Here is a 16,325-nt window from a genome sequence, read left to right on the forward strand (position 1 = left end):
CCGCCTACCTGAACAGGTTGCCGGCCGTAATGCCCGGCGCTGTGCGGGTGCTAGAATCCGCTCTTTCCTTTGCCGTTGCAGCGCCACCATGCACCTGTCCCTGCTCAAGACCAAGATCCACCGCGCCACCGTCACCCATTCCGAGCTGAACTACGAAGGCTCGATCGCCATCGATGACAACCTGCTGGCTGCCACGGGCATCCGCGAGTTCGAACAGGTGCACATCTGGGACGTGACCAACGGTGCGCGCTTCTCGACCTATGCCATCCGCGCCGAAGCCGGCAGCGGCGTTGTCTCGCTCAACGGTGGCGCCGCGCGCCACGTGCAGGTCGGTGACATCATCATCATCGCCGCGTTCGCCAGCATGACCGAGCAGGAAGCTGACAGCTTCAAGCCGAAGCTGGTGTACGTTGATGGCAACAACCAGATCACCCACACCAACGACACGATCCCGACCCAGGCCGCATGACAACGAACAACGGATTCGACTCGCTGCACTCCCACGCCCAGCGCCTGAAGGGCGCAAGCATTCCCAGCCTGCTCGCCGCCGAACCCGGCCGCGTGCAGGACCTGGCGCTGCGGGTCGGTCCGTTGTACGTCAACTTCGCCCGTCAGAAATACGATGCCGCGGCGCTGCAGGCGTTGCTGGCGCTGGCTGCCGACCGTGATGTCGGTGGCGCCACCACCCGCCTGTTCCGCGGCGAGCAGGTCAATCTGACCGAAGGCCGCGCCGCGCTGCATACCGCGCTGCGTGGCGACGTGGTCGATGCGCCGGTGGCGGCCGAGGCCTATGCCACCGCGCGTGGCATCCGCCAGCGCATGGGCGTGCTGGTGCGCGCGCTGGAAGACAGCGGCGTGACCGATGTGGTCAGTGTCGGCATCGGGGGTTCCGACCTCGGCCCGCGCCTGGTCGCCGATGCGCTGCGCCCGGTGAGCGGTGCGCGCCTGCGCGTGCATTTCGTGTCGAACGTGGACGGCGCCGCCATGCAGCGCACGCTGGCCACGCTGGATCCGGCGAAGACCGCCGGCATCCTGATCTCCAAGACCTTCGGTACCCAGGAAACCCTGCTCAACGGCCAGATCCTGCACGACTGGCTGGGTGGCAGCGAGCGCCTGTATGCGGTCAGCGCCAATCCGGAGCGCGCCGCCAAGGCCTTCGCGATCGCCGCCGATCGCGTGCTGCCGATGTGGGACTGGGTCGGTGGCCGTTATTCGCTGTGGTCGGCGGTCGGTTTCCCGATTGCGCTGGCAATCGGCTTCGAACGTTTTGAACAGTTGCTGGAAGGCGCGGCGCAGATGGATGCGCATGCGCTGGATGCACCGCTGGAGCACAACCTGCCGGTGCTGCATGGCCTCACCGACATCTGGAACCGCAACCTGCTGGGCCATGCCACGCACGCGGTGATGACCTACGACCAGCGCCTGGCGCTGCTGCCGGCTTACCTTCAGCAGCTGGTGATGGAAAGCCTGGGCAAGCGCGTGCAGCGCGACGGCCAGCCGGTCACCGTCGACACCGTGCCGGTGTGGTGGGGTGGGGCGGGCACCGATGTGCAGCACAGCTTCTTCCAGGCGTTGCACCAGGGCACCAGCGTCGTTCCGGCCGACTTCATCGGCTGTGTGCACAACGATGATCCCTATACGATCAATCACCAGGCCTTGCTGGCCAACCTGCTGGCGCAGACCGAAGCGCTGGCCAATGGCCAGGGCAGCGAAGATCCGCACCGCGACTACCCGGGGGGCCGGCCGAGCACGCTGATCCTGCTCGACGCGCTGACCCCGCAGGCGCTGGGTGCACTGATCGCCATGTACGAGCACGCTGTGTACGTGCAGTCGGTGATCTGGAACATCAACGCCTTCGACCAGTTCGGTGTCGAACTGGGCAAGCAGCTGGCCAGTGGCCTGCTGCCGGCGCTGCAGGGCGAGGATGTGGCGGTTGCCGACCCGATGACCCGCGAGATCCTGGCGCAGCTGAAGGGCTGATGCCCGGGTAGTGCCGGCCGCTGGCCGGCATCCAGGCGATGCTTCAATCGTTCACGAGGTTGCCGGCCAGCGGCCGGCACTACCGGCGCGTGGCGTGGCGTCTCACCGGCTCGGATCGCGTTCCGGACTGGGCCGCTTGGCCAGCTTGCGCTGCAGTGAGCGCCGGTGCATGCCGAGCAGGCGTGCCGCCGCGGACACGTTGCCGCCGGTCTCGTGCATCGCCTGCTGGATGTGTTCCCACTGCAGGCGGCTGATCGGCGTCATCGCATCGGGCACTTCCATTTCGCCATCGTCGGCCGGGCCGTCGTCCTCTTCACCGAGGGCGCGCAGGATCATCGGCACCGTGGCCGGCTTCGGCAGGTAATCATCCGCGCCCAGCTTGATCGCCTCCACTGCGGTGGCGATGCTGGCATAGCCGGTCACCAGCAGGATGCGCATGTCCGCGCGCAGTGCGCGCAGCGGCTGGATCAGCGCCAGGCCGGAATCGCTGCCCAGCTTCAGGTCGATCAGCGCGAACGCCGGCGGATGCTGGCGGGCCAGTGCCAGGGCACTGGCGGCATCCTGTGCGGTCTGTGTTTCCAGGCCCTTGCGGGCCAGGCTGCGCTGCAAGGTGCGCAGGTACAGCTCGTCGTCGTCGACCAGCAGACCAAGGGTTGAGGCGCTCATGGGGTTTCCTCGCGTGGGGCCAGCGGCAGGCGGAAGCCGACGCGGCTGCCGGCCCCCTGGGCCGGGCGCATCCACATCTCGCCGTCGAGGCGTTCGATGGTGGCATGGGACAGGGCCAGGCCGACGCCCATGCCCTCGCTCTTGCTGCTGCCGAACAGCTTGCCCGGCAGCACGGCGGCACGGGCGTCGAAACCATGGCCGTAGTCGCGTACTTCGCCGATCAGGTCGTCGCCCTCGATGCGCAGGTCCAGGTCCACACGCGGCCGGCCGGCCTTCTCGCCGGCATCGGCGGCATTGTTGAGCAGGACCATCAACAGATGGCCTACGCCCGGGTCGAGCGGCAGCCGCAGCGGCGCATCGTCATTGCGGTGCAGGTCGATGGTCGGCCGCACCAGGCGCCATTGTTCAAGTACCTGCTGGGCGCTGGAATGGCTGCGGCCCGGCGCGTCGGCCGAGGCTGGTGCGGCCAGCGCCAGCACACGTTCCCGGCACTGCACCAGCAGCTCGCGCAGGGTTTCCATGTCTTCGCGCACTTCAGGCTCTTCGCTGCGCTCGGCGACATCGTCGGCGAGCAGGGTCATGGTCGCCAGCGGTGTGTTCAGCTCATGCGCGACCGAGGCGGCATGGGTGGCCAGGGCGACGATGCCCTCGTTGCGGGCGAAGCGCTCACGCAGCGCCGACAGTTCCAGTTCGCGCTCCCGCAGGGCCAGTGCCAGGCGGGTGGAGAAGGCCAGCACCACTGTGGCGGAAATCAGGAAGTTGGCGACCACGCCCCAGCGATTGAGGTCCTGTGCGCGGAAGTAGCCGTCCGGCAGCGCCTGCCCGAAGATGCCGCTGGCGGCGTAGCCGAGCAGGCAGGCCAGCGCGACCGCCAGTGCCCAGCGCAGGGGCAGGGCGAAGGCGGCCAGCGCGATCAGGATCAGGAACAGTGAACTGAACGGGTTGGCCATGCCGCCGCTCCAGCCCACCATCCAGGTCAGGATGATCACGTCCACCAGGATATGGCCGAATGCGGTCAGCGGCGCAGTGTCGGCCGCTTCCGGGCGCAGCTGGGTATAGACGTTGAACAGGGCCAGCACCGCCACGCCGGCCCACAACGGCAGCTGCGGCAACGGCAGGCCCAGCACCCAGGTCGCGACCAGGATGGTGGCGGCCTGGCCGCCTACGGCAAGCCAGCGCAGGCTGCACAGGGTACGGAGAAACGGGGCGTCGGGACCGGTCATTCACGCTCATCGTATGCGTTCATGCGTGCACATGCCTGCGACAATCGGCCGCAGCCGTGCCGCAGGCTGAATGCGAGTCACCCCGAATGCGGGAGTGGGCGGTAGAATGCGCCCATGCACGACGCCGTCACCCGCCCGACTCCCCCCTCCGATGCCACCGCCTGGCCCCGTCGCCAGACCCATGCCGTCCAGATCGGCGGGGTCACCGTAGGCGGCGGCAAGCCGGTGGTGGTGCAGTCGATGACCAACACCGATACCTCCGACGTGGCCTCCACCGTGAAGCAGGTGGCCGAGTTGTGGCGTGCCGGCTCGGAGATGGTGCGGTTGACCGTCAACACCGTGGAAGCCGCTGCGGCCATTCCGCGCATCGTCGACAAGCTGGCGATGATGGGTATCGATGTACCGCTGATCGGTGACTTCCACTACAACGGCCACCAGCTGCTCACCGCCGAACCGGCATGTGCGGAAGCGTTGGCCAAGTACCGCATCAACCCGGGCAATGTCGGCTTCGGCAAGAAGAAGGACCTGCAGTTCGCCCAGTTGATCGAGTTCGCGATCCGCTACAACAAGCCGGTGCGCATCGGTGCCAACTGGGGCTCGCTGGACCAGGCCCTGGCGGCCAGGCTGATGGACGAGAACAACCTGCGCGAGCAGCCCTGGGACGCCGGCCGCGTGCTGCGTGAGGCGCTGATCCGTTCGGCGCTGGATTCGGCCGAGCAGGCCGTGGAACTGGGCCTGCCGCGCGATCGGATCGTGCTGTCGGCCAAGGTCAGTGGCGTGCAGGAACTGATCGCGGTGTACCGCGACCTGGCCCAGCGCTCGGACTTCGCCCTGCACCTGGGCCTGACCGAAGCCGGTATCGGCAGCAAGGGCATCGTCGCCTCGTCGGCAGCGCTGAGCGTGCTGCTGCAGGAAGGCATCGGTGACACCATCCGCATCTCGCTGACCCCGGAACCGGGCCAGTCGCGCACGCAGGAAGTGATCGTCGCCCAGGAACTGCTGCAGACCACCGGCCAGCGCGCCTTCACGCCGCTGGTCACGGCCTGCCCGGGCTGCGGCCGCACCACCTCCGAGTTCTTCCAGGAACTGGCCAAAGTGGTGCAGAACCATGTGCGCGAGAAGATGCCGCTGTGGAAGATCCACCACCCGGGGGCGGAGAACATGACCCTGGCGGTGATGGGCTGCATCGTCAATGGGCCGGGTGAGTCGCGCCATGCCAACATCGGCATCTCCCTGCCGGGCACGGGCGAGACGCCGGCAGCACCGGTATTCGTCGATGGCGAGAAGAAGGTGACCCTGCGTGGCGACAACATCGCCCAGGAGTTCGTCGCCCTGATCGACGATTACGTCGAACACAAATATGTCCGAAGCGCCGGATAAGCCTGCGATCCTCGCCGCACCGGAGTCGGCCTCCGGTTTCCGCCACTGGATGGCGCGCAACGCCTGGCGCCTGGTCCTGCTGTTCGGCGGCGTGCTGCTGCCGCTGGCCGGCTTCGTCGCCTTGGCGGACGAAGTGCACGAATTTGAATCGTTCCATTTCGATGCGCCGCTGCTGTGGCAGATGCATGGCCTGCATTCGCCATGGCTGGACCGCTTCTTCGTGCTCATCTCGAAACTGGGCTACGAGTGGTTCCTGATCCCTGCTGACGTGCTGATCATCGGTGGGCTGCTGGGCTACAGGCGCTGGCGCGAGGCGACCTTCGTCGCGGTCAGTTTCGTGGGATCGGCGTTGCTGAACATGGGCAGCAAGCACTTCTTCCAGCGCCAGCGCCCCAGCCTGTGGGAGTCGATTGCGCCGGAATCGACGTTCAGCTTCCCCAGCGGGCACGCCATGGGCTCGATGACCCTTGCCGCGACCCTGGTGCTGCTGGCCTGGAATACACGCTGGCGCTGGCCGGTACTGCTGCTGGCGCCCCCGTTCAGCCTGCTGGTGAGCGTGTCACGGGTCTATCTGGGCGTGCATTACCCCTCGGACATCCTGGCCGGATGGTGTGCCGCGCTGGTTTGGGTGGTAGGGTGCTATCTGGTCATGTTCAGTCGCCGGCATCCTTGGCGACGTCGGGATTCGCCGCCAGCGACGGCCAGCGAAGCATCATCACAGGGGGGTGACGTGGATGGCCCTTCCGGGGCGTCTACGTAATAGATCAGTTGTTTCGTTGCAGCAGGTTCTGCAAGACAGGGGGCAAGCACAACGCGCGTTACTGTGATGCGCAAGGCAGAACGCCTGGATCGCGTCCCGAACGCGCTTGCAGGGGTATCGGCGTCCTGCCTAGCTTGACCTGCAATGGCCGCATTCGAAGAGGTACGTGAATGACGATTCGAGTCTACCTGGTGGATGACCATGCGCTGGTCCGCACCGGGATGAAGATGATCCTGTCGGGGGAGACCGACATCGAGGTGGTGGGCGAAGCCGAGACGGGCGAAGACGCACTGCGCGACGTCCGCCAATTGTTGCCGGACGTGGTGCTGTGCGACCTGCACCTGCCCGGTGTGAGTGGCATGGAAGTGACCGAGCGCATCGTCCGCAGCCACCGCAACACCCGCGTGGTGATCGTGTCGGTGCTGGAAGACGGGCCGCTGCCGAAGCGCTTGCTGGAGGCGGGGGCCGCGGGCTACATCGGCAAGGGCTGCGATGCACAGGAGCTGCTGCGCGCGGTGCGCGATGTGGCCATGGGCCGTCGCTACCTGGGCACCAGCATCGCGCAGAACCTGGCCTTGTCGACGGTGGAGGGCAATGGTTCGCCGTTCGACAGCCTGTCGCCGCGAGAACTGGAAGTAGCATTGCTGCTGACCCAGGGCCTGCGCCAGGAAGACATCGCGCGGCGCCTGAGCCTGAGTGCCAAGACGGTGAACACGCACAAGGCGCGGTTGTTCGAGAAGATGGGGATCCACGACAACATCGCGCTGGCGCGCATGGCCAGCCAGTACGGGCTGGTGGATCCGGCGCGGCCGTTGTAAGGGTTTCGGCCAACGGCTGAGCCTTCCGCAGGGCCACGGGCAGATTCCGTGGGCCGTCACTGCCGATCGAGGCAATGTGGAGCCGAGCATGGGCTCGGCTCTACACCTGCTTCGGGCTCAGAGGCCGCGCACGCGCTTGATGATCTTCGCCGCGTCGGCGGCGCTGGCGCGCACCTTGTCCCATTCGCCGTCGGCGATCCAGTTGCCCGGTACCATCCACGAGCCGCCGATGCAGACCACGTTCTTCTGCTCAAGGTACTCGGCGGCGGTGTTCTCGGTGATGCCGCCGGTCGGGCACAGCTTCAGGTCCGCCACCGGGCCGGCCAGTCCCTTGATCATCGCCAGCCCGCCCACGGCTGTGGCCGGGAACAGCTTGCACACGCGGAAGCCGCGGGCGTAGAGCGACAGCAGCTCGGTCGGCGTCGCCGCACCTGGCACCACCGGCAGCGGCGCAGCGGCAAGTGCATCAGCCAGCGCCGGCGGCGTCCCCGGGGTCACCAGGAAGTCCGCACCCGCATCGATCGACTGCTGCATCTGCTCCACGGTCAGCACCGTACCGGCACCCACCACCACATCGGGCAGCTCGCGCTTGAGCATCGCCAGCGCTTCCATCGCCACCGGCGTGCGCAGCGTCAGCTCGATCGCCGGCAGACCACCTTCCAGCAGCGCCGCACTGACCGCCCGCGCCTGGTCCAGCGTATGAATCGTCACCACCGGCAGGATGCCCGCCGCATGCAACAGCTCCGCCGCCTTCACCTGATGTTGTTCGATACCCATGCTTTTGCCCTTGCCTTTGCTCTTCTTGATTCAGTGGCCGCAGCGCAAATGACGCGCCGGGAATTGTCCAAGGGCAGTAGAGCGCCCTGGCCGGGACCGTGAGCGGCATGGATGCCGCGATCGAGCCCCCATGGATGGGTTTACGGCGTGTCCCGGCCAGGGCGCTCTACTGCCCAAGCCGGGAAGCCTGCCGCGGCTTTTCGCATCAGGCGTCTTTCGCCTCATGCGGTGCCGCCGCAGCCGCCGCATCGTGCCCCAGCTCGTACTCCGCATCGTAGTCCCACGGCCCACCATCGGCCGCCGCCGGCCCACACGAAATCGAAATCGCGCCCTGGTCCGCCGGACCCACCACGCGACGGTTGATCGCAAACAGATTGCGGCCCAGGTCATGCGCGGCCGGCGCGGTGTTCGGCGCCAGCGGACGTGCTGCCCATTCCGCCGCGTCCACCAGCACTTCCAGCGTGCCGGCCTCGCCGTCGAGGCGGATCATGTCGCCCTCGCGGACCTTGGCCAGCGGGCCACCGCGCGCCGCTTCCGGCGTCACATGGATGGCCGCTGGGATCTTGCCCGACGCACCGGACAGGCGGCCGTCGGTGACCAGCGCCACGCGCCGGCCCTGGTTCTGCAGCAGGCCCAGCAGCGGTGCCAGCGAATGCAGTTCGGGCATGCCGTTGGCACGCGGGCCCTGGTAACGCACCACCGCCACGAAGTCCTGCGGCAGCAGGCCACCGGCGTGCAGCTTGTTCAATACCTGCGGTGCATCGACCACCACCGCAGGTGCTTCGATCGTCCGGTACTGCGGTTTCACCGCCGACAGCTTGATCAGCGACTTGCCGAGGTTGCCACGCAGCAGGCGCAGGCCACCCTGGTGCTCGAACGGATTGTCGACGCCACGAACCACTTCGTCATCGGCGCTGTGTTCCAGGCCCGGCAGGTAGACCAGCCGGCCGTCACGCAGTTGCGGCTCGCGCGCATAGTCGGACATGCCGCCACGCGCGACGCTGACCAGATCGCCGTGCATCAGGCCCGCCTTGATCAGCTCGCCGAACACGAAGGCCGGGCCGCCAGCGGCCGCGAAACGGTTCACGTCGGCCTCGCCGTTCGGGTAGACACGGGCCAGCAGCGGAATCAGCTGCGACAGTTCGTCGAAGTCGTCCCAGGTCAGCACGATGCCGGCCGCACGCGCCACCGCGATCCAGTGGATGGTGTGGTTGGTCGAACCGCCAGTGGCCATCAGCGCGATGACCGCGTTGATGATCGCGCGCTCGTCGATGATCCGGCCCAGCGGGCGGAAGTCGTCGCCCAGTGCGGTGATGTCCAGCGCGCGTTCGGTTGCCTCGCGGGTCAGGGCGTCGCGCAGCGGCGTGCCCGGATTGACGAACGAGGCGCCCGGCAACTGCACGCCCATGGCTTCCAGCAGCACCTGGTTGGAGTTGGCCGTGCCGTAGAAGGTGCAGGTGCCCGCACCGTGGTACGACGCGGACTCGGCTTCCAGCAGCTCTTCGCGGGTGGCTTCACCGGCGGCGTAGCGTTCGCGCACTTCGGCCTTCTGCTTGTTCGGGATGCCCGGGGTCATCGGGCCGGCCGGTACGAACACCGCCGGCAGATGGCCGAAGGCCAGCGCACCGATCAGCAGGCCCGGCACGATCTTGTCGCACACGCCGAGGTAGACGGTGGTATCGAACATGTCATGGCTGAGGCCGATGGCCGTGGCCTGGGCAATGACATCGCGCGAGAACAGCGACAGCTCCATGCCACCACGGCCCTGGGTGACACCGTCGCACATCGCAGGCACGCCGCCGGCGACCTGTGCAGTGGCGCCCAGCTCGCGGGCGATGTCGCGGATCTGTTCGGGATAGGTCTCGAACGGCTGGTGGGCCGACAGCATGTCGTTGTAGGCGGTGATGATGCCCAGGTTCGGCGTCACGCCGCCGCGCAGGCGGCTCTTGTCGGTGCCGCCGCAGGCGGCGAACCCGTGGGCGAGGTTGCCGCAACTCAGGCGGCTGCGGAACGGGCCCTCACGCAGGGAGGCATCGATCGCGGCCAGATAGGCGGCGCGCGAGGCGGCGCTGCGGCGGATGACGCGCTCAGTGATGGCTTGCAGTTGAGGATGGAGGCTCATTGGCTACCGGCGTTCGTGGTGGCGAGAGGCAAGCGGCGGCACGGCGCCGCCGCCGACATCAATCAGCCCAGTGGACGCGCAGGCGCGCGCCTTCCAGGTTGATCGCATTGAGGATCGGATACTGCTGGGCATCGTTGCTGTCCAGCGCCTGGCGCAGTACCTGCAGCTTCTGCTTGCCGCGCAGCAGCAACAGGCGCTGGCGGCACTGGCGCAGGCCGTGCGGGGTCAGCGTGATGCGCAGCGGCCACTGGTTCGCGCCTGGGCAGCCAGTGGCATCCAGCGCGGCGTAGGGCAGGGTGCTTTCCAGTGCGCGCGCGAGGTCTTTCGAGCCCGGGAACAGCGAGGCGGTGTGCCCGTCGTTGCCCATGCCCAGCGCTACCAGGCTCGGCGGCTGGCTGTGCTGCGCCTGCAGGTTGGCGGTGTACACGCATTCGGGCAGTGGCTTGCCGATCCGTACCAGCGGATCGAAGTGGGCGCCCTCGGTACGCTTGAGCAGGTGCTCGCGCACCAGCCAGGCGTTGCTGTCGCGATCCTGCGGCGACAGCCAGCGCTCGTCGGCCAGGCTCACTTCAACCCGGTCCCAGTGCACGTCCAGCTCGGCCAGTGCCTGGTAGACCGGGGCCGGCGTGGTGCCGCCGGACAGCAGGATGCGGGCGCGGCCCACTTCATTGATGTCGTGGTTGAGGGTGCGTGCCATCTCAGCGGCCACCGCTTCGATCCAGCCGTCGGCGTCGCCGTGCTGGATGAACTCGATGCGGTCGTCGTGGAAGCTGGGGTTCATGCGGCAACTCCTGGTGCGTCACGTTCGGCGTCGGTGGCATAGGCGGCGGCGCCCAGCAGTCCGGCGTGGGGATGCATCACCGCCAATGAGGGCACGCGCGCCATGATCGAGGAGAAGCGGCCCTTGTGTTCGAAGCGCTGGCGGAAACCGGAGTGCTGCAGCGAATCGAGCATCTTCGGGGTCAGGCCGCCGGTCAGGAACACGCCATCCCAGGCGCCCTGGGTGAGCACCAGGTCACCGGCGATGGCGCCGAACACGGCGCAGAACACGTCCACGGTGCGCATTGCCTGCGGATCACCGTGCAGGGCGCGGGCGGTCACGTCCACCGGCTGCAGCTGGCCCGGGTCGATACCGGCCATCTCGCACACGGCGCGGTGGATGTTGACCAGGCCGGGGCCACAGATCAGGCGCTCGTTGGAGACGCGGCCGAACTGTTCGGACAGGATCTCGAGGATGCGGATCTCTTCCGGGGTTCCTGGCGGGAAGCTGACATGGCCGCCTTCGGTTTCCAGCGGGTAGCAGCGGCCGTGGCGCATGATCAGGCCGCCCACGCCGAGGCCGGTACCCGGCCCGATCACTGCGTAGTTGCGCGGCTGGCCCGGCTTGCCCGGTACCCAGGCGGCACCGCCGACCTGGACCACGTCCTCGGGCTGCAGCAGCGAGATCGCCATCGCCTGTGCGGCAAAGTCGTTGATCAGGTGCAGTTCGTCGAAACCGAGCATCGCTGCGGTGCGGCTGCGCGAGATCACCCACGGATGGTTGGTGATGCGTGCTTCATCACCATCAACGCGACCGGCCACTGCGAACACGCCGCGGCTTGCGGTGGCACCGATCTGTTCCAGATGGTGGCGCGCGGCATCACCCAGCGAAGGGAACTCCGTCACCGCGTACTCGCGGATGCTGTCCTTCTGCAGAGGTGCGTCCTGCGAGGTGTCAGCCAGGGCGAAGCGGGCATTGGTGCCACCGATGTCGGCCACCAGCACCGGCTGCGAACTGGCCCTCATGCCGACGCTCCACTGTCCGGTGCGTCCACGCCCTGCGGCAGGAACTCGCCGGCATTGCTCGGGCCCCATTGGCCGGCGGGGTAGGGTTCCAGCGGCAGCTTGGCGTCCTTCCAGGCGTCGGCCACGCTGTCGATCCAGGCCCACGCTGCACGCACTTCGTCGTCGCGCACGAACAGCGTGTGATTGCCATTGAAGGCGTCCAGGAACAGGCGCTCGTAAGCGATGCGGCGATGCAGGCCGGTTGGCACTGACAGTTCCAGTTCCAGCGGATGCAGTTCCAGCGCGCCCCATTCCGGGCCGGCCAGGCTGCTCATCAGGCCCAGTTCGATGTTCTCCTGCGGCTGCAGTTGGAACACCAGGCGGTTCGGTGCGGCCTGCGCGCGCTGCGGGCGCTCGAACAGCCAATGGGTGACCGGCTTCAGCGTGACCACCACGCGGGTGGTGCGCTCGGGCAGGCGCTTGCCGGTGACCAGATGGAACGGCACGCCGCTCCAGCGCCAGTTGTCGATATGCGCGGTGACACCGGCGAAGGTTTCCACGTCGCTGCCTTCCGGCGGCTGGTAAGCCTGCGCCGGCTGGCCGTTGATGGTGCCGGCGGTATAGCGGCCGCGGATGCTGTCACGCGCGGCGTGCTTCGCGTCGAGCGGGCGAAGGGCGCGCAGCACCTTGACCTTCTCGTCGCGGATGCGGTCGGCCTCCAGCGACGCCGGCGGCTCCATCGCCACCATGCACAGCAGCTGCAGGATGTGGCTCTGCACCATGTCGCGCAGCGCGCCGGAGCGGGCATAGTAGGCGTCACGGCCGTCCACGCCTTCGCTCTCGGCCACCAGGATGTGCACCGATTCGATGTAGTTGCGGTTCCACACCGCTTCCAGCAGCGTATTGCCGAAGCGCAGCGCGATCAGGTTCTGCACTGCCGCCTTGCCCAGGTAGTGGTCGAGGCGGAACACGCGGTCCTCGTCGATCCACTGGCCGATGGTGCTGATGATTTCCTCGGCGCTCTCGCTGTCGCTGCCGATCGGCTTCTCCAGCATCAGGCGTGCCGGCGCGGCGAGGGCGCCGCCCTTGGCCAGGCCTTCGCAGGTGGAAATGTACAGGCCCGGCGGAATGGCGAGGTAGCTGACGCACTTGCGGTGCACCAGGTCGGAGACCGCAGCGGCAACCGAGTCGACGTCGCGCAGGTCCACCGAACGGTAGTCGATGCGGCGCAGCAGGGCAGCAATGTCGTCCTGCGTGGCCATCGGCATGGCCTGCTGCAGGCGCGGCCGCAGGATGTCATGGAAGGCTTCGGTGTCATGCCCGGACAGGGCCAGTGCGCGGATGCGGAAGTCCTCCGGCAGCAGGCCGTCGCCAAGCAGGCGAAGCAGCGAAGGGAACAGGTAGCGCTGGGCCAGATCACCTGTGGCACCGAACAGGAAGAGGGTGTCGTGCATCGCTCGAGTTTCAGATCCGGGTGACATCGTTGTCAATCGCTTCATGGCTGGGTTCGGGGGACATCCGCGCAACTGCCTGTCCGAGGTTCGTCAGGGGCGATCTCCGGGGTTGCGGAAGACCGTTCCATTCGAAACCACTACCTCGGCGGAACCTTCGTTCAACCGCCGACGCAGATCGGTGCGCACCGATCATCGGATAGTGCCACGTGAAAACGTTTACATGGCAGAATGGGCAACTGTATTCGATTGCAGTGCTCGCCGTCATGCGGCAAGCGCGCAATCATCACTGCCATCGGGAGGGCCGAGGCAGTTCCAAAAGACAGCCCGGCTTCGGGCGGACCGGATAGGTGATATGGCAAAAGTGCAGTTGCAGGGTGTGCGCAAGGTCTATGACAACGGCCAGGTCGCGGTGAAGGACGCCAGCTTCGAGGTCGCCGATGGCGAGCTGATGGTGCTGGTCGGTCCGTCCGGCTGTGGCAAGTCGACCCTGTTGCGGATGGTGGCGGGCCTTGAAGAAATCAGCGGCGGCACGCTGACCATCGGTGATCGCGTGGTCAACGACGTGGCGCCGAAGGATCGCGACATCGCCATGGTGTTCCAGAGCTACGCGTTGTACCCGCACATGACCGTGGCCGAGAACCTGGCCTTCGGCCTGAAGCTGCGCGGGCATGACAAGGCGACCATCGACAAGCGCATTGCCGAGGCGGCGCAGACGCTGGGCCTGACCGAGATGATGGACAAGCTGCCCAAGGCGATGTCCGGTGGCCAGCGCCAGCGCGTGGCACTGGGCCGGGCGCTGGTGCGCGAGCCGGCGGTGTTCCTGCTCGACGAGCCGCTGTCCAACCTCGACGCCAAGCTGCGCCACAGCGTGCGTACCGAGATCGCGCAGCTGCACCGCAAGCTGGGCACCACCATGATCTACGTGACGCACGACCAGGTTGAAGCGATGACCCTGGGCCAGCGCATCGTGGTGCTGAAGGACGGCATCATCCAGCAGATCGATACGCCGATGGCGCTGTACGATCGCCCGGCCAACCTGTTCGTGGCCGGTTTCCTCGGCAGCCCGGCGATGAACGTGCTGCGTGGCACGCTGCAGGGCGATGCCGGCGGCGTGAGCGTGGTCGACGGCGAATGGCGTGCACCGCTGGGCCAGGCGACGATCGATCCGGCATGGCTGCAGAAGCCGATCGCGGTGGGCGTGCGCCCGGAGCACCTGCAGCCGGCGGCTGCCGATGATGCGCATGCATTCACCGCGCGCATCGAAGGCATCGAGCCGGTCGGCAACGAGATCTTCGTCAATCTGAGCAGTGGCCAGCATGCGCTGACCATGCGCGTGGCACCGCAGTCGCTGCCAGCAGTGGGCGAGCAGATCCGCGTGGCGATTCACCCGCAGGGCCTGCATTTCTTCAACGCAGAGAGCGGCGAACGCCTGTAACCGGTAGTGCCGGCCCATCCAGCAACGGCACGCGCTGCGCGATGGCATCGCCCACCTGCAGGTCAGCATCACTGGCTTCCAGCGGCAGCACCGCCAGCGCCAGGTTGCCGGCCACGCTGGCGACCGTGCCCAGCGTCGCGCCGTCCTGCAGCACGCCATCGCCGGCCTGTGCCGGTGCCGCGGTATGCAGCAGCTGCACCGCGCGCTTGGCCTTGCCGAGGAAGTGGGTGCGGGCGACGATTTCCTGGCCCGGGTAGCAGCCTTTCTTCACGCTGTAGCCATTCAGGCGGTCCAGGCCCAGCTGCTGCGGGGTCCACACTTCGCGCTGGCTTTCGTCCAAGCGCGGCAATCCGTAGCGCAGGTCGGCCTGGCGCCAGGCGAGGGCGAAGGCGGCCTCATCGGTTTCGCTGCCGGATGCAACGGCAGCCGCCGCCCCGATGCGCAGGGTGCGCGGCAGGGCGTCGCTGCCCAGGTCCAGCTCCCAGCCGTCACCTGCAGCGAGCGCGATCGCGGCGCCGCTGGCAGCCTCGGGCGCAGTGAACGCACCGGCCACGGCCAGATCGCTGCGCACCTGTACCTGCACCTTGCGACGGAACACGAAGCGCTGCAGTTGCGACGCAATCGCATCGGCATCGCCGTCGGCCAGCACCAGCATCACGTGATCGTCGGCCAGCCGGAGCAGCTGGAACACTGCCAGGGTGCGGCCCTTGGCACTCAGCCAGGCGCTCCACTGCCAGTGCAGCAGGGGCAGGGCGGTGACATCGCTGCTGAACTGGGCGTGGGCGAAGGCGGCCGCATCCGGGCCCTGCAGGCTCAGCAGCTGGTGGCCGGGCAGGCGCGGATATCCGACGAAAGCAGGGGGCAGGTTGTCAGGCACGTGAACGAGGTCTAAAATTTGTGCGTTGCGAGACCGAACATGATAGGCCAAACAACCCCCACTCCCGACGACGAATCTGAAGCCCCGCTGGTCCCCGCGGCACCCGTGCCCGTGGAACAGGAAAAAGCAGAGGAATTCGGCGGCCGCGGCGGACTTGATCCGGTGCGGTATGGCGATTGGGAGAAAAACGGACGCTGCATCGATTTCTGATCAGCATTGAGCCAACGCGGCCGCGTGCCGCCCAGCCGAGACAACGAGCCCAGCGAATGGCGACCAGACAACGCCCACTTTCCCCGCACCTTCAGGTGTATCGCTGGCAGATTCAGATGGCCACCTCGATCCTGCATCGAGCCACTGGCATCTTTCTGTCTGTTGGTGCCCTCATCATCGCTGCCGGCCTGCTGGCCCTGATGATGGGGCCCGAGTCCTGGAACTGCTTCACCGGCCATGCCGGGGCCTGGTATGGCCGCGTGTTCCTGTTCGCGTGGACATGGTCGTTCGCCTATCACCTGTGCAATGGCATCCGCCATGTAGTGCAGGACTTCGCCATCGGCTTCAGCATACCTGCCTTCATCCGCAGCAGCTGGCTCTCGGTCATCGGCAGCCTGGTGATCACCCTGCTGGTGTGGGCCTATGTGATGTTCGGAGGTGCCGCGTGAGCAAGTTCCGTACCCCGCTGAAGAACGTGCGCGGCCTGGGCTCGGCCAAGACCGGCACCGAGCATTTCGTGCACCAGCGCCTGACCGCCGCCGCGCTGGTGGTGCTGGGCATCTGGTTCCTGGTCTTCGTACTGGGCCTGCTGGGCTCGGATTACGCGACCGCCGCCGCCGCCGTGGCCAAGCCGTGGAATGCAGTGCCGCTGATCGGCCTGCTGATCGCCATGTTCTGGCACGCGCAGCTCGGCATGCAGGTCGTGCTGGAAGACTACATCCACGAATCGCTGCTGGCCCTGGTGCTGCAGACCGCGGTGAAGTTCGTCGCCGTGCTCGGCATGATCGTCAGTGTGTTTGCGGTGGGCCGCATCGCCCTCGGCGTTGCCTGAGCCCAGGCACCTACACAGGAATCCAGA

The 16,325-nt window shown here is 67.2% G+C and carries 17 protein-coding genes; 9 read left to right on the plus strand and 8 right to left on the minus strand.

What is annotated here, in order from left to right:
• Positions 1-88: 88 nt before the first annotated feature.
• Complete coding sequence (gene panD, locus ACM0PK_RS08695; RefSeq protein WP_006432456.1) at positions 89-469, plus strand: aspartate 1-decarboxylase; 381 nt, start codon at positions 89-91, stop codon at positions 467-469.
• A complete protein-coding gene (gene pgi, locus ACM0PK_RS08700; RefSeq protein ID WP_414607491.1) occupies positions 466-1,980 on the plus strand; it encodes a glucose-6-phosphate isomerase in 1,515 nt (504 codons plus the stop codon). Before panD ends, pgi begins: the two co-directional genes overlap by 4 nt.
• 102 nt (positions 1,981-2,082) lie before the next feature.
• On the opposite strand, the gene ACM0PK_RS08705 is transcribed toward pgi, so the two are convergent.
• Both ACM0PK_RS08705 and ACM0PK_RS08710 read right to left on the minus strand, forming a co-directional pair.
• Entirely contained in the window at positions 2,083-2,646 is a 564-nt protein-coding gene (locus ACM0PK_RS08705) for a response regulator transcription factor (protein WP_005409063.1), read from the minus strand.
• Positions 2,643-3,869 (minus strand): ATP-binding protein, encoded by a 1,227-nt coding sequence (locus ACM0PK_RS08710; protein WP_049414674.1) that lies wholly within the window; start codon positions 3,867-3,869, stop codon positions 2,643-2,645. Before ACM0PK_RS08710 ends, ACM0PK_RS08705 begins: the two co-directional genes overlap by 4 nt.
• A gap of 114 nt (positions 3,870-3,983) precedes the next feature.
• Between ACM0PK_RS08710 and ispG the strand changes: the two genes are divergently transcribed.
• The 3 genes from ispG (at position 3,984) to ACM0PK_RS08725 (ending at position 6,827) form a co-directional block, all read left to right on the plus strand.
• A complete protein-coding gene (gene ispG / locus ACM0PK_RS08715; RefSeq protein WP_134970161.1) occupies positions 3,984-5,249 on the plus strand; it encodes a flavodoxin-dependent (E)-4-hydroxy-3-methylbut-2-enyl-diphosphate synthase in 1,266 nt (421 codons plus the stop codon).
• Positions 5,230-6,009, plus strand: coding sequence for a phosphatase PAP2 family protein (locus ACM0PK_RS08720; RefSeq protein ID WP_414607492.1), 780 nt, complete (start codon positions 5,230-5,232; stop codon positions 6,007-6,009). The genes ispG and ACM0PK_RS08720 overlap by 20 nt, the downstream gene beginning before the upstream one ends.
• A 170-nt stretch (positions 6,010-6,179) precedes the next feature.
• Positions 6,180-6,827: a response regulator gene (locus ACM0PK_RS08725; RefSeq protein ID WP_005416124.1), complete on the plus strand. Its 648-nt coding sequence runs from the start codon at positions 6,180-6,182 to the stop codon at positions 6,825-6,827.
• Between the two features lie 117 nt (positions 6,828-6,944).
• Here the strand turns inward: ACM0PK_RS08725 and eda are convergent, their stop codons facing one another.
• The 5 genes from eda to zwf form a co-directional block, all read right to left on the minus strand.
• A complete protein-coding gene (gene eda, locus ACM0PK_RS08730; RefSeq protein ID WP_134970163.1) occupies positions 6,945-7,604 on the minus strand; it encodes a bifunctional 4-hydroxy-2-oxoglutarate aldolase/2-dehydro-3-deoxy-phosphogluconate aldolase in 660 nt (219 codons plus the stop codon).
• A 205-nt stretch (positions 7,605-7,809) separates the two neighbouring features.
• A complete protein-coding gene (gene edd, locus ACM0PK_RS08735; protein WP_111201953.1) occupies positions 7,810-9,726 on the minus strand; it encodes a phosphogluconate dehydratase in 1,917 nt (638 codons plus the stop codon).
• Between the two features lie 58 nt (positions 9,727-9,784).
• Positions 9,785-10,507 (minus strand): 6-phosphogluconolactonase, encoded by a 723-nt coding sequence (gene pgl / locus ACM0PK_RS08740; protein WP_049413491.1) that lies wholly within the window; start codon positions 10,505-10,507, stop codon positions 9,785-9,787.
• The gene (glk, locus tag ACM0PK_RS08745; protein WP_061480283.1) at positions 10,504-11,511 is read right to left on the minus strand and encodes a glucokinase; all 1,008 of its coding nucleotides are present in this window, start codon (positions 11,509-11,511) and stop codon (positions 10,504-10,506) included. The genes pgl and glk overlap by 4 nt, the downstream gene beginning before the upstream one ends.
• Complete coding sequence (zwf, locus tag ACM0PK_RS08750; RefSeq protein WP_005416129.1) at positions 11,508-12,944, minus strand: glucose-6-phosphate dehydrogenase; 1,437 nt, start codon at positions 12,942-12,944, stop codon at positions 11,508-11,510. Before zwf ends, glk begins: the two co-directional genes overlap by 4 nt.
• A gap of 352 nt (positions 12,945-13,296) precedes the next feature.
• Between zwf and ACM0PK_RS08755 the strand changes: the two genes are divergently transcribed.
• Complete coding sequence (locus tag ACM0PK_RS08755) at positions 13,297-14,379, plus strand: ABC transporter ATP-binding protein (protein ID WP_072168333.1); 1,083 nt, start codon at positions 13,297-13,299, stop codon at positions 14,377-14,379.
• On the opposite strand, the gene ygfZ is transcribed toward ACM0PK_RS08755, so the two are convergent.
• On the minus strand, positions 14,351-15,256 hold the full coding sequence (gene ygfZ, locus ACM0PK_RS08760) for a CAF17-like 4Fe-4S cluster assembly/insertion protein YgfZ (protein ID WP_134972145.1): 906 nt from the start codon (positions 15,254-15,256) through the stop codon (positions 14,351-14,353). The two genes, ACM0PK_RS08755 and ygfZ, sit on opposite strands and share 29 nt — an antisense overlap.
• A gap of 39 nt (positions 15,257-15,295) precedes the next feature.
• On the opposite strand from ygfZ, the gene ACM0PK_RS08765 reads away from it, so the two are divergent.
• From ACM0PK_RS08765 to sdhD, 3 genes are read left to right on the plus strand one after another with little or no spacing between them, the layout of a single operon-like run.
• Positions 15,296-15,466, plus strand: a complete 171-nt coding sequence (locus ACM0PK_RS08765) for a DUF1674 domain-containing protein (RefSeq protein WP_005409075.1) — start codon at positions 15,296-15,298, stop codon at positions 15,464-15,466.
• A gap of 56 nt (positions 15,467-15,522) precedes the next feature.
• A complete protein-coding gene (sdhC, locus tag ACM0PK_RS08770) occupies positions 15,523-15,915 on the plus strand; it encodes a succinate dehydrogenase, cytochrome b556 subunit (RefSeq protein WP_005416132.1) in 393 nt (130 codons plus the stop codon).
• On the plus strand, positions 15,912-16,298 hold the full coding sequence (gene sdhD, locus ACM0PK_RS08775; RefSeq protein ID WP_005409077.1) for a succinate dehydrogenase, hydrophobic membrane anchor protein: 387 nt from the start codon (positions 15,912-15,914) through the stop codon (positions 16,296-16,298). Before sdhC ends, sdhD begins: the two co-directional genes overlap by 4 nt.
• The last annotated feature ends 27 nt before the right edge of the window (positions 16,299-16,325 follow it).

The sequence above is a fragment of the Stenotrophomonas sp. FR010 genome (assembly GCF_047520755.2).
GTDB lineage: Bacteria > Pseudomonadota > Gammaproteobacteria > Xanthomonadales > Xanthomonadaceae > Stenotrophomonas > Stenotrophomonas sepilia.